This window comes from Clostridium sp. DMHC 10 (assembly GCF_001270375.1).
GTDB classification, from domain to species: domain Bacteria; phylum Bacillota; class Clostridia; order Clostridiales; family Clostridiaceae; genus Clostridium_S; species Clostridium_S guangxiense.
The window spans coordinates 2,911,451-2,926,015 of sequence record NZ_LGVB01000015.1 but is presented as its reverse complement, the minus strand read 5'-3'; the positions used below and the strand labels follow the sequence as shown (position 1 = coordinate 2,926,015).

The following is a 14,565-nucleotide window of genomic DNA, read 5'->3' as shown; positions in this document are numbered from 1 at the left end:
ATTTCGAGTTTTCAAATGGTTTATCTCTATTCCTTTATAAGAATAATTTTACAATTATAAATTATTAATGTCAAAATTTAAATTATTGCCTTGGCAATAGTAGTAAAATACTCATAAATACATTATAATAGAAACCTAGGATTTAGCACGTGAATATTTAAATTAATATTTAAAGTTTATTAATAAAATTAACAGTATTTTATGGTATTATAAATAATACAATGGGAGGAAAAAACGTGTTTGATAATAAAGATTTTAAAGATAAAAAACTAAAGTATGCAATATTCTATTCCTTAGGTGTTATGATATTTGTTTTAATTATCAACTATGCATCTGCTGCAATAAGAACTCAGGAAATAACTTATAATAAATTTCTTGATTTACTTCAAAATAAAAAAGTTAGTCAAGTAGAAGTGTCAGATGATAAAATTGTTGTTATTCCTAAAGATGGGGTGGGTTTCAATAAGAAAATTTTATATACTGGAAGGATATATGACCCTGATTTAAAGGATGAGCTTAGAAAATCAGGAGCAGAAATAAAGGCTACACTTAAAAATGATGACCCTATTAAAAGCTTTTTATTTACATGGGTACTTCCTATGGGATTTTTGCTTATAGTAGGTAAAATTATTTTTGACATGCTTGATAAAAAGCTTGGAAATGGCGTTATGTCATTTGGAAAGAACAATGCAAAGCTTTACGCAGAGAACGAAACAGGAAAAACCTTTGCAGATGTAGCAGGACAAGAAGAGGCTAAGGAATCTCTTGTAGAGATTGTAGATTTCCTTCATAATCCTGATAAATACACAGAAATAGGCGCAAGGCTTCCTAAAGGAGCACTCTTAGTAGGACCTCCGGGAACAGGAAAAACTCTTCTTGCAAAAGCCGTTGCAGGAGAAGCGCATGTTCCTTTCTTTTCTATGTCAGGCTCTGATTTTGTTGAAATGTTTGTAGGTATGGGAGCTGCAAGAGTAAGGGATTTATTTGAGCAAGCCCAGGAGAAGGCTCCTTGTATAATATTTATAGATGAAATTGATGCTATAGGAAAAAGCAGAGAAAGTGGAATTGGTGGCTCTAATGATGAAAGAGAACAAACTCTAAATCAGCTTCTTGCTGAGATGGATGGATTTGATTCTTCCAAGGGGGTTGTAATTCTAGCAGCAACTAATAGACCAGAAGTACTTGATAAAGCTCTCTTGAGACCTGGAAGATTTGATAGACGCGTAATTGTCGATAGACCAGATTTAAAAGGTAGAGAAGCTATACTTAAAGTACACTCAAAGGATGTTAAAATGTCAGAGGAGATATCACTTGAATCTGTAGCTAAATCGACTCCAGGAGCTGTAGGAGCAGATCTTGCAAATATAGTAAATGAAGCAGCACTTTTAGCAGTTAAACAGGGAAGAAAAGAAGTAGAGCAAAATGATTTGGAAGAGGCAGTTGAGGTTATAATAGCCGGTAAGGAGAAAAAAGATAGAATTCTATCACAGCAGGAAAAGAAAACTGTGTCTTATCATGAAGTAGGGCATGCTCTTGTGGCAGCACTTTTAAAGCATACAGATCCTGTTCATAAGATTACAATTGTCCCGAGGACTATGGGAGCACTTGGATATACTATGCAGCTTCCAGAAGAAGAAAAGTATCTTGTTACTAAAGAAGAAATGTTTGATCAAATAACGGTTATGCTTGGTGGGAGATCAGCGGAGGAAGTTGAATTTGGTACAATATCCACAGGGGCATCTAATGATATAGAAAGAGCAACAAAGACGGCAAGAAATATGGTTACTATATATGGAATGACAGATGAATTTGATATGATGGCACTTGAAAATACAAGCAGTAGATATCTCGATGGAAGGCCAGCCCAAAATTGTAGTGATACCACAGCGGCAAAAGCAGATGAAGAAGTACTTAGAATTATTAAAGATGCACATAATAAGTCTAAAAGTATACTTAAAGAAAATAGAGACTTATTAAATAAACTTGCGGAAATACTACTTGAAAAAGAAACCCTTATGGGAGATGAATTTATGCAGGTTGTAAAGGAGAGTTCGTCATGGAAAGAGAAGGAACAAGAGACATTGATACAATAGTCAAAGATAAGGAAAAGGAGCAAGAGTTTCTTGAAGAGGCTGATAAGTTAAAAGGTGTAATTGAAATTATAAATAGAGAAATTTTAAGTTATATTAGAAAGAGAAAGGATATATCAAAATATATAATTGAAGCTAGAAAGAAAAATATAGAGCAGTTTGAGGATGACGAAGATAAAATAATAGAATATTTTGATCATGAAAGATATGTAAAAGAAGAAAGTTTTAGAGTAATAGATAAAAGATTAAAAGAATTTACTATACTTTTAGCTTCCCCGTATTTTGGAAGAGTTGACTTCAATGAAGAGGAATATGGAGAGGATAGAATATATATAGGTAGATTTGGAGTTACTGTTGAGGGGAGTTTTGCTCCACTTGTGGTTGACTGGAGAGCCCCTGTTGCTTCACTTTTTTTATACGGCATCTCTTGGAGAGGCTAAATATACTTCTCCAGAAGGAAATACGGACGTTGATATTTTAAAGAAAAGGCAGTATGTCATAAAAAAAGGAGAATTAAAAGGACTTTTTGATTCAGAAGTTGATGTTAAAGATGATATACTTCAGATGGTTTTAAGTGAAAATTCGGGAAGTAAGCTTCGTGACATAGTTATGACAATACAAGCGGAACAGGATAACATAATAAGGCAGCCTAGAAACAAAATTGTAGTGGTAAATGGTACAGCTGGAAGTGGCAAAACAACTATAGCGCTTCATAGAGTTGCATATCTTTTATATAACTATAGAAAAATACTTCAGGATAAGGTTTTGATTTTAGGGCCAAATCAAATTTTTATGGAGTATATAAAAGATGTTTTGCCTACACTTGGCGAGGAAGGAATAAATCAGGAGACTTTTGTTGATTTTGCTTTAAATATGCTTGAATTAGATACTGGAGACATTATGAGCACTAAGAATTACATGGAGCATGTATTAAGTAATGACAAAGAGTTTATAGAAGAAGCAAAGCATAAGATGTCAGATGGGTATATAAATGAACTTAATAAAATTATAGAAGATTTAAATTTAAAATATGAAGCTGGTATGAACTCAGTAAAATACTATGATAAAGTGGTTATGCCTGAAGATGAGGTAAAAGAGCTTTTTAATAAGTATTATAAGGATATGCCTTTATATAGAAGAAATAAAAAATAAAGAGAATAATTTTTGGAAAGCTTAAAGATGCTAGAGATGAAAGAGTAAGAGTTATAGAAAGAGAATATAAAAAGCTCATTGAAAGTTGTACACCAGATGAAATTAAGTTAAATGGAAATCAAATGGCATATAAAAGAAAATTAAAAATAAGAGAAGCTGTGGAGATGGTTATGAAGGCTAAAAGGGAACTTCAGTTTCTTAATGAAGCAGATTTACTTGAAATTTATAAGACTATTAATGGTGAAAAGATGTACACAATTGATGATTTAGCACCGCTTCTTTACTTAAGAATTAAGCTTGAAGGCATCAACATGGAAAGAGAAATAAAACATGTTGTAATTGATGAGGCACAGGATTACAGTAAACTTCAGTTTATGGTTATAAAGGAAATTACAAAGTGTCTTGGTATGACTATTGTAGGAGATTCTAACCAGAGGATTATACCATTAGTTTCAGAGAAGGTTCCTATGGAAGAAATTATTGAAGTTTTTGATGAAATGGATGGGGAACTATTTAAGCTTAATAAAAGCTATAGGTCTACAGCCGAAATAATGAAATATGCTAATAAATTTTTAAATGATGATACCATAGTTCCACTTGTAAGAAAAGGTGAAGAAGTTGAAGAAATTACAGCTCAAAGTGATGATAAGTTTACTTCTATTGTTGATAAGCAGATATTAAATATGAAAAACAGTGGCATTGAAACGATAGGAATAATATGTAGGAATATGGATGAAACAAAGTATTTTGGAAGTCTTCTTAAAAATAATCAATATATAAAGGTAATAGATAAGGAAAATTTAATTTACTCTGGTGGGGAAGTAGTAATTCCGTCATACCTTGCTAAAGGGCTAGAATTTGATGGTGTAATTATGATTAACACAGAAAAATTCAATGAAGAAGATAAAATATCATATGTAATGGCAACAAGAGCACTTCACAAGTTGTGTGATATTTATATCGATTATAAGTGGAATGAAAATAAATAACTAAAGGAAGCTTTGTTTTAAATAAGTGCAAAAGAGAGCGTTTATTTAAAACAAAGCTATAGATTAACATGGGGAAGGGATAATCATGGATAAATCAAAGGCAGTAAGTACTAAAGTGCCTTTTATTGAAGAAAATATCAAAGAAGAAATGCAGGAAATGCAAGAAACCTTAATGGTTTATAGAGCTGCTATAAAAGAGGTTAGCACTAAACTTGATATATTGGATTATGAATTTAAAGTTAGAAGACAAAGAAATCCAATAGAATATATGAAGTCAAGAGTTAAATTGCCTGACAGTATAATGGGTAAACTTAGACGTAAAGGACTAGAGGAAAGTATTGAATCAGCAAGGAAAAATTTAAATGATATAGCGGGAATAAGAGTGGTTTGCTCATTTGTTAGCGATATATATGAGATTGCAGACATGCTAAAAAAACAGGATGACATTACGTTAATAAAAGAAAAGGATTATATAAAAAATCCTAAACCTAATGGATATAGAAGTCTTCATATGGTTTTGGAAATCCCTATATTCTTCTCAGATCATGTAGAGCCTGTGAGAATTGAAGTTCAAATACGAACAATTGCAATGGATTTTTGGGCAAGCCTGGAGCATAAATTGTATTATAAATCAGGTGAAGGTAATTCAATACATATAAAAAATCAATTAAAAGAATGTGCAGATATCATAACAGAAACAGATATGCGGATGCAGAGTATACAAAGAGAAGTGGAGAAGTTAAATTAGCCATTTACTTTATGTTAAAATAGCATAACAGAAGTTTTATTAAGGATGCATAACGAAATATTATTTCAATGCAGCCTGTTTTTTTTACGTTTTAACAGGTTGAGAGAGGTCAATAAACATAAACTAAAGCGAGTGATATTAAGTAATTAGTATGATTACTATTTTTCAGAAATATGTACCAAAAGATAAGCGAGGAATGATTTTTAGTCTATTTTCAATTATTATGAATTTATTAACACCTATTTCACTGCTTTTTTCTGGAATTGTGCTGGATTATATTAGCACACCTAGTACCCTTTCTATTTGTGGATTAACTTTAATAATTGGAGCTGGATTTTTAATAAAAAGTTTATTAGATTTAGACAATTTTAATAAGCTCGACACTTAATAATAAGTGATGTAAAATTACATTATAAGGAAGATTATTAATAGTTTGAGGAGTGATGGGTTTAATGGGTAATAGTAAAATTATAGTATATGAAATTCGATTAAATATTAGTGAGGCGAAATATATATGAGCATAAAAGTTTATACGTTGAATTCTTTTGCAAAAACAGAAGGAGGAGGAAATCCAGCTGGAGTTGTTTTAAATGCAGATCATTTATCGGTAGATGATATGCAAAAAATTTCAGCAAAGGTTGGTTTTTCAGAAACAGCTTTTGTAAAAAAATCGAATAAAGCCGATTTTAAGGTTGAATTTTATACGCCGAATTCGGAAGTAGATATATGTGGACATGCAACTATTGGGACTTTCACTTTGTTGGCCTATAAAGGCATTATAAATAAAGGACAGTATACTCAGGAAACAAAGGCGGGTATTTTAAAGATAGAGTGTAATAAGAATAATGTAATTTATATGGAACAGAAAAAACCTGAGTTTTATGAAATACTTGATAAAAAAGAAATAGCGCAGTCATTAAACCTTGATGAAACTGATATTATGAGTGAACTTCCTATTCAAATTGTATCTACAGGTTTAAAGGATATTTTAATTCCAGTAAAGTCACTTAAGGTACTTAACAATATAAAACCTGATTTTAATAAAATTTCATGTATTAGTAAAAAGTATGGTGTTGTTGGGTATCATGTTTTTACTTTAGAAACGCAAAATAATGGAACTGCTCATTGCAGAAATTTTGCTCCCTTATATGACATACCAGAAGAGGCAGCAACGGGAACTTCAACTGGAGCATTAAGCTGTTATTTATATAGGCATGGAATTATTAATGAAAAAAGTTCACGAAGTTTAGTTTTTGAGCAAGGATATTCGATGAGAAGACCTTCAGAAATTTTAAGCAGCTTAATAATTAAAAATGGTGAAATTAGTGAAGTAATGGTTGGAGGAACAGCATTAAATATTGAAGAACGATTTTATTAATAGCATTGATTAAAAGGAGAATTTTAATGAAAACAATATTAGTTACTGGCAAAGATGGTTTTTTTGCTTCTAGATTTATTGAATATTATAAGGAGAAATACAACATTATTGGATTTAGTCATAGTGATTTAGATATAACGAATGAAAAACAAACAGTTTCAATAATATCAAAATATAACCCTGATTATTTAGTGCACGCAGCCGCTATATCAGATACAGGTACCTGTGAAAGAAATCCAGAAAAATCTTTTGAAGTAAATGTTAAAGGTTCAATTAATGTTGCTAAGGCATGCTTAAAAACAAAAGCGAAATTAATATATTTAAGTTCAGATCAAGTATACAATGGAAACGATGAAGAAGGACCATATGATGAAAAAAGTTTTAATCCTAATAACGTATATGGAAAACATAAGATTGAAGCGGAAAAAGAAATACTTGAAATAATGGATAATGTAGTTATCTTAAGGTTTACATGGCTTTTTGATCTTCCACAAAGACATAAGAAAACAAATTCTAATATAGTATGGAATATAGTAAAAGCATTAATGGAAAATAAGGCTATAAAATTTCCGGCAAATGAATATAGAGGAATTACATATGTGTATGATTTAGTAAAGAACTTTGATAAAATTATTGATTTGCCAGCTGAAGTCTATAATGCAGGAAGTGAAAATAATTTAAGCACATATGAAGTAGCAGAAAAAGTTGTTGCTGCAATGGGATTAAGCTGTAGAGTTAGAGAAATTTTAATAAAAGATATTGAAAGATATAAAGAAAAAAATAGAGATTTAAGAATATCAAATAATAAACTTAAAAATCATGGTGTATTTTTTAGTAGCACAGAAGAAGCAATTGAAAATTGCATAAAGGATTTTTTATCTTAAGTATTTGATGGAAAATGCACTGATACAACAATTTATGTTTATTATCCAATTGAAGATAGGTATCAAGAGGTTGCTAAAAACTTTGAGGAGTGGGCAATAGGATTGCTTTCTGGGAGGATAAAGAGTTAGTATAGACAAACTGGAATTTGTCGAGCTGAGTGAAGGGTTTTAATTCGCCCTGCTCATTAAAAAACTAACTTTTTCACTTATGTGAAAAGTGAAGGGTTTGACATAGCTTTGCTTGTCAAAGGTGAAGGTTTTTGCCACGGCAAAAGGTTAAGGAATATTTTTCTCCGTTTCTCTACGAAAAATAAATAATTTAATCCGTAATAGAAGTTGCAGTCATGATCTAAGGTAGTTTTACGTTTTAAACTTTTAAAATTTTAAAATTAAATTGTATAAGCATTTTCTCACATCCTTACTAATATAATACTATATTTATATTAAAAATGAATGAAATTGTGAAAATCACTCACTATTTATTTTTGACAAGTATAATTTATTTATCCACTAAGTTTACTACAAGTTGGATAATTAAATAAATTCTAAAAACATATTGACAAAGAAGAAATAATTGTTAAAATAAAATTAGCACTCAGTTATATAGAGTGCTAACAAAATATTGACTTAAAAATTTATTGATAATATATACAATCTACGAAAGGAAATGATATCATGGCAACAAAACAGTTTAAGGCAGAGTCAAAAAGACTCCTTGATTTAATGATCAATTCTATCTACACAAATAAAGAAATATTCCTAAGAGAGCTAATATCAAACGCAAGCGATGCAATTGATAAGAGTTATTATCGTTCACTTGTAGATGAAAATGTAACTTTCAATAAAGAGGATTTTTACATTAGAATTACAGCAGACAAGGAAAATAGAACACTTACTATAACTGATACTGGTATAGGAATGACAAAGGATGAACTTGAAAACAACCTTGGAACTATAGCAAAGAGTGGATCTTTAGCTTTTAAAAATGAAAATGAAGCCAAAGAAGGAGTAGACATCATAGGACAGTTCGGAGTTGGCTTTTACTCAGCATTCATGGTATCAGATGATGTAGTTGTAAAAAGCCGTTCTATAAATTCCGATGAGGCTTACAAATGGGAATCAAAGGGTGTAGAAGGTTATGAGATTGAAGAGTGTAAAAAAGATGAAGTTGGAACTGAAATAACACTTAAGATAAAAGCAAATACAGAAGACGAAAGCTACGATAAATACTTAGAAGAATATACACTTAAGGAATTAGTTAAAAAGTATTCTGATTTTATAAAATATCCTATAAAAATGATGGTAAAAAAGAGTAGAGTAAAAGCTGGTACGGAAGACAAAGAAGATAAAGATAAGGAATATGAAGATTATTTTGAAGATGAAACTTTAAACAGCATGGTTCCAATCTGGAGAAAGAACAAGAATGAATTAAAACAGGAAGACTACGACCAATTTTATATGGATAAACATTTTGGATGGGAAAAGCCTTTAAAGACAATTCATTCAAGTGTTGAAGGTGCAGTAAGCTATACAACACTTTTATTTGTACCGGCTAAAGCTCCATTTGACTTCTATACAAAAGAATTTAAAAAAGGTCTAGAGCTTTATTCAAACGGTGTACTTATAATGGAAAAATGCGAGGATTTACTTCCAGATTACTTTGCATTTGTTCAAGGATTGGTTGATTCTGCTGATCTTTCTTTAAATATTTCAAGAGAGCTTTTGCAGCACGATAGACAACTTAAATTTATTGCAAAGAAGATAAAAGAAAAAATCAAAAATGAACTTTTATCTATGCTAAAAAAAGACCGTCAAAACTATGAGAAATTCTATGAAAGCTTTGGAAGACAGCTTAAATATGGAGTTTATTCTGATTACGGCAGCAATAAAGATGTTCTTCAAGATTTACTTTTATTCTACTCTTCAACAGAAAAGAAGCTTGTAAGCCTTGATGAATATGTTACCCGTATGAAAGAGGATCAGAAGTTCATATATTATGCAGCTGGTGAAAATATAGATAAAATTGATAAGCTTCCGCAGACAGAGCTTGTTAAGGATAAGGGTTATGAAATACTGTACTTCACTGATGATGTAGATGAATTTGCAATTAAGATGCTCATGAAATACAAAGAAAAAGAATTCAAATCTGTTTCAAGCAAGGATTTAGGTTTTGAAGCTGATGAAAAAGAAAGCGAAAAGGAAACAGAAGAAAACAAAGAATTATTTAATTTCATGAAGGATGTACTTAAAGATAAGGTTAAAGAAGTTAAAGCATCCAACAGGTTAAAAACTCATCCAGTTTGTCTATCAAACGAGGGTGAATTATCTATAGAAATGGAAAAAGTACTTAAAATGATGCCTGATGGAAATGGTGTTAAGGCAGAAAAGATTTTGGAGATAAATACAAATCACCCAATGTTTGATGCTATAAAGAAAGCATTTGCAGAGGATAAAGATAAATTAAAGATTTATTCAAATCTTCTCTACAATCAGGCTCTACTTATAGAAGGACTTCAAATAGAAGATCCTGTACAATTTGCTAATGATGTATGCTGCTTAATAAAATAGGAAATTTAAATTTAAATTGTGCCAAAATGCCATATTTAAGGTATTATGGTGCAATTAAATTTTTTTATTTAGAGTTTATTTTAGATATTTAACTAATTAATTATAATTATTACTTGACAATTTATATTCATAGATATATCATGTAAATATAGAAAAGGTAAGCTTTAATTACCGAGTTACTAAAAGTTACTTAGTTATAAAAATTAAATGAGGTGAAGTAGAATGTCAAAAAGTTTTTATGAAGCTGTAGAAAATAGAAGGACAATATATGGTATAAGCAAGGAAAGTACAATTAGCGATAATAGATTAAAGGAAATAATCAATTTTGCAGTTAAAAATACTCCTTCTGCTTTTAATTCACAAAGCTCAAGAGTTGTGGTACTGCTAGGAAAAGAACATGATAAAGTTTGGGATATTGCGAAAGAAGAACTTAGAAAAATAGTACCTAAGGAAAAGTTTTCCGAAACAGAAAATAAAATAAACTCATTTAAAAATGGATATGGAACTATTTTGTTTTTCGAAGATCAAAATGTAGTGAAAGCACTTCAACAAAAGTTTTCACTGTATAAGGATAACTTTCCAGTATGGTCAGAGCAGGCGTCAGGAATGCTTCAGATAAATATATGGAATGCACTTTCATCTGAAGGAATTGGAATATCTCTTCAGCACTATAATCCACTAATTGATAGTGAAGTGAGCAAAGAATGGAACATACCAAGTGGATGGAAATTAAGAGGGGAGATGCCATTTGGCAAACCTACTTCTGCTCCAGAGCAAAAAGATTTTTCTCCACTAGAGGATAGAGTTAAATTTTATAAATAAGTTGTGCTTTAAAAGAATGTGATAAAGTTTAATAGATTAAAATTCCAGATCTTGTAATTACCTGGAATTTTTTTTATTGAATTTATTAATTTATAAAAATATTAAGTAAAAATGTTTGTATTGATATATAGAGTAAATTATAATTGTATTAGCAATAATAAAGTTAATAGGAGCGATGAATATGATAAATTTTGGGATAATAGGTACAAGCAAAATAGCTGATCAATTTGTAAAAAGTGCAAGGTTAATACCTGATTTTAAACTTAATGCAGTATACTCAAGAAAATACGAAACTGGTAAAGAATTTGCAGAAAAATATGATGCCCAAAATGTATTTACGAATTTAGAAGATATGGCTAAAAGTAATTTCGTTGATGCTGTTTATATAGCAAGTCCTAATTCACTACATGCGCAGCAGGCAATAAAATTTTTAAATAACAAAAAACATGTTTTGTGCGAGAAATCAATGGCGTCAAATTTAAAAGAAGTAAGCGCTATGGTTAAGGCAGCAAAAGATAATAAAGTCCTTTTAATGGAGGCTATGAAAGTTACATTTTTACCGAACTTTAAGATTATAAAAGAAAATCTACATAAAATAGGAAAGGTTAGAAGATGTTTTATAAGTTATTGTCAGTATTCTTCAAGATATGATGCATATAAAGAAGGAAACATTCTAAATGCCTTTAAGCCTGAGTTTTCAAATGGAGCTATTATGGACATAGGTACTTACTGTATACAGCCTCTAGTCAATCTCTTTGGAAAGCCAAACAAGATAAAGGCTTCTTCCTTGAAACTTGAATCTGGGGTTGATGGTGAAGGAAGTGTAATTTTATCTTACGATGATATGGAAGGTGTAGTTATTTACTCAAAGATATCTAACTCCTATATTCAAGGTGAAATTCAAGGGGAAAACGGATCTATAGTTTTTGATAAAATAAATCCTATCGAGAAGGTTTTAATTATATATAAAGATGGAAGAACAGAGGATATATCAATGCCTCAAAGAAAAGAATCAATGTATTATGAAATCAAAGGATTTATACAGGATATTAAAAGTGGCAAATTAGAGTCCGATATTAATTCACATTTTCAATCTATAACTTCAATAGATATTATAGAAAATACACGAAAACAGACAGGAATAGTATTTCCAGCAGACTTTTCATAAATTGTACTTCAACTAAATATATGCTGGTATGAGGAGGTAAGTTGTGCAGCCATATATAGCTGTTTTAATAATTTCATCATGTATATTTTTGGTATCGGTTAAGGCTTTATGGAGCAAGTTGTGCATAAGTGGAAGGAAATTGCTTGCTTTGAGTGGGGTATTAGTCTCCATATGGAATGGAATGTATGCAGCAGAATTACTAAGTCATGATTTGAAAATTAAAACATTATTATTTTCTATTAGATATATATTCATTGTTTATATACCAGTGTTATGGTTAATAGCAACGGCGGAGTTCACAGAAAAAGATGAATTTCCCCAATACTTTAAAGCAATATTTTTTATTATCCCCACCATTGTAGCTGTTATTATTTTAATCAGTCCATATAATAATTTATTTGCATATGATTTTAACATAGAGTTAAAAAACGGTTTTAACATTCTTACCAAAAAATTTGGAAGTTGGTTTTGGGTTGATACTGTATATAATTATTTAATAAATATAATTAATATAGCAATTTTATTGAAAGTGGCTTTTTCAAAGCCGTACAATGTTAGAAAGCAAGCAATTGGTATTATTGTAAGCATAAGCTTCCCGATTTTTAGCAATATAGTTCAGACTATTAGCATGCAGTTTGGTAATTGCATAGATTTTACACCTGTTTCATTTTTATTTTCTGCATTAATAGCTGGTTTTGCTACAATACAATATGGATTTATAAATGTTGTTCCTATTGCAAGAGAATATGTTTTTGAAAGCATGGATGAGCTTATGATAGTGATGGATAACAATAGAAAGATAATTGATCTAAATAAAAGAGTGGTTGATGCATTTAGTACCAGTATTAGTGAGATGCTAGGAAAGCCAATAGAAAGTTTAATTAGTGAAATTTCAAGGTATGATTTTTCTAATTTACGCAATGATCCTTTAAAAATTCAACTTAACCACAAATTTCGGGAGAAAAAAATTTATTATTATGGTTCTATAAAAGCTATTAAGTTTGATAGTGATAATGTAACTGGATACTTGCTGTTATTGCAGGACGTAACACAGCTCACCAAAGCTCAAAATAGATTGAGAAGGTTAAATACTAAGCTTTATAATGAATCAATAAGAGATGGCTTAACAGGATTATATAATAAAAAGCATATTACTAAATTATTGAATGAAGAAGTTGAAAAAAGTAAAGGAAAACAACTAGGTCTTACTATCGCTATAATGGACATTGATTTTTTTAAGAAAATTAATGATAGCTATGGGCATTTGGTTGGCGATGAGGTCTTAACGAAGGTATCTAAGATAGTGAGGAGTGAAATTAAGGACAATATAGAGATAGGAAGATTTGGGGGAGAAGAGTTTCTTATAATTATGCCTGGCATTACGCTGCAGGAGGCTATTAAATTATGCGATAGAGTTAGAGAAAAAATCTCATGCTGTAAATTTAAATATGAAAAATTGATGGTTACTACCAGCATAGGTTTAGCTGAATTTAATGATGATGATATTAACAGTATCTTAAAAAGAGCAGATGATTCTTTATATAAGGCAAAAGAAAATGGAAGAAATAGAGTTGAATTTTACTGAAATAAAGTTCTTTTAAGTGATGGTAAGCTTAAGAGAATTTTATTTTTGGGCTTTGTTTTATTATGAATTTAAAACCACTGCCGCATGAATAAAAATCATGGGCAGTGGCTAGGTTAACTATTTATTACCTTTTTTGCTTTCATCTTTATGTACTGCAGCTTTATTTCCATTGTTTGAGTTATTATTTTTTACTTTTTCATCAGCGTTTTTCTTTGAAGCTTCGGTTGCTTCTTTTTCTGTTGTAACAGTTGTTTTAGGAGCAGTAGTTGTATTAGTGTTTTCTGTTGTTTGAACTGTAGAAGTACTGCTGTTTGTAGGTGCAGGGCTGATACTGTTTTCAGTTGTTGTACTAGTGCTGCCATCAGTAGTTTCGGTTGTAGAGGTAGGATTAGTAGTATTTTCATCAGTATCAGTGGTTTTATCCTTTTTTCCTTTTCCTATCTTTGTGCTCTTAATAACTTCGCTTTTATTTTTCTTGGCATTATCAAATGCAGTTTGCTTTTCTGCAAGTACGGTATTAGCAGCATCTAAGACAGCTTTAGCTTTTTCTATTGAAGCAGTATCTCCAGTTTTTGTAGCATCAGCTAAGGTTTTCTTTGCAGTATTTACTGCTTTTTTAGCATCATTTAATTCATGTCTTGCAGTTACCATTTGTTTTACAGCTTCTTTTTTCTTAGCTTGCATTTCTGCTACTGCAGCCACTTTTTCAGATGCACTCTTAGGAAGTTTATCTTTTAGAGCATTAAGTGTATCAATAGAGTTTGTGTTGAAGCTTTCAACATCTTTAAGTGCAGTATCAACATCTTTAGCTTCATCTTCTGATGCAGGACTGTCTTTTAGAACTGAATCTATTTCTGTTGATGTTTCATCTGATGCAGCTTTTAGGTTATCTACTGCTTCCAATTCTAAGTTTGATTTTTTACTTTCTATTAATTTTTGGATTTCACCTAATCTTTCTTTTTGAATTTCAAGAAGTTTTTCTATTTTCTTAGAAGGTGAACTTGCAAGTTTTACCTCTAAATTATCTATAGCTTTATCAAGTGGATATAATATACTTCCAGGTGTTACACCTGCATAAGCTTTGTAGTCACCAGTTGTATTTTCTGCTGCAAATGCAGATACTGATAAAGACATTGTGAAGAATAGAGATAATCCTAAAATAAATTTTCTTTTCATAATAA

10 protein-coding genes and 1 pseudogene are annotated in these 14,565 nt (G+C 30.5%); 10 read left to right on the top strand and 1 reads right to left on the bottom strand.

The window, feature by feature from the left end; translation table 11 throughout:
- Positions 1–236 precede the first annotated feature (236 nt).
- From ftsH to AGR56_RS16015, 10 genes and pseudogenes are all read left to right on the top strand, one after another.
- Positions 237–2,093 carry an ATP-dependent zinc metalloprotease FtsH gene (gene ftsH / locus AGR56_RS16055; protein WP_053243061.1) on the top strand — a complete coding sequence of 619 codons (1,857 nt, stop codon included), beginning with the start codon at positions 237–239 and terminating at the stop codon, positions 2,091–2,093.
- Positions 2,057–4,231 (top strand): annotated as a pseudogene (locus AGR56_RS16050) (UvrD-helicase domain-containing protein). The gene ftsH and the pseudogene AGR56_RS16050 overlap by 37 nt, the downstream one beginning before the upstream one ends.
- Positions 4,232–4,316: 85 nt before the next feature.
- Positions 4,317–4,979 carry a GTP pyrophosphokinase family protein gene (locus AGR56_RS16045; protein ID WP_053243060.1) on the top strand — a complete coding sequence of 221 codons (663 nt, stop codon included), beginning with the start codon at positions 4,317–4,319 and terminating at the stop codon, positions 4,977–4,979.
- A gap of 223 nt (positions 4,980–5,202) precedes the next feature.
- Positions 5,203–5,367, top strand: coding sequence for a hypothetical protein (locus AGR56_RS20960; protein WP_207642178.1), 165 nt, complete (start codon positions 5,203–5,205; stop codon positions 5,365–5,367).
- Positions 5,368–5,493: 126 nt separating this feature from the next.
- On the top strand, positions 5,494–6,357 hold the full coding sequence (locus AGR56_RS16040) for a PhzF family phenazine biosynthesis protein (protein ID WP_053243059.1): 864 nt from the start codon (positions 5,494–5,496) through the stop codon (positions 6,355–6,357).
- A 26-nt stretch (positions 6,358–6,383) separates the two neighbouring features.
- Positions 6,384–7,241 (top strand): sugar nucleotide-binding protein, encoded by an 858-nt coding sequence (locus tag AGR56_RS16035; RefSeq protein ID WP_053243058.1) that lies wholly within the window; start codon positions 6,384–6,386, stop codon positions 7,239–7,241.
- A gap of 675 nt (positions 7,242–7,916) precedes the next feature.
- A complete protein-coding gene (gene htpG / locus AGR56_RS16030; protein WP_053243057.1) occupies positions 7,917–9,809 on the top strand; it encodes a molecular chaperone HtpG in 1,893 nt (630 codons plus the stop codon).
- A gap of 222 nt (positions 9,810–10,031) precedes the next feature.
- Positions 10,032–10,631, top strand: a complete 600-nt coding sequence (locus AGR56_RS16025; protein ID WP_053243056.1) for a nitroreductase family protein — start codon at positions 10,032–10,034, stop codon at positions 10,629–10,631.
- 181 nt (positions 10,632–10,812) lie between these two features.
- Positions 10,813–11,799: a Gfo/Idh/MocA family oxidoreductase gene (locus tag AGR56_RS16020; protein WP_053243055.1), complete on the top strand. Its 987-nt coding sequence runs from the start codon at positions 10,813–10,815 to the stop codon at positions 11,797–11,799.
- 43 nt (positions 11,800–11,842) lie between these two features.
- Positions 11,843–13,384, top strand: coding sequence for a diguanylate cyclase (locus AGR56_RS16015; RefSeq protein WP_053243054.1), 1,542 nt, complete (start codon positions 11,843–11,845; stop codon positions 13,382–13,384).
- Between the two features lie 117 nt (positions 13,385–13,501).
- On the opposite strand, the gene AGR56_RS16010 is transcribed toward AGR56_RS16015, so the two are convergent.
- Positions 13,502–14,560, bottom strand: a complete 1,059-nt coding sequence (locus tag AGR56_RS16010; RefSeq protein ID WP_053243053.1) for a DUF5667 domain-containing protein — start codon at positions 14,558–14,560, stop codon at positions 13,502–13,504.
- Positions 14,561–14,565: the final 5 nt, after the last annotated feature.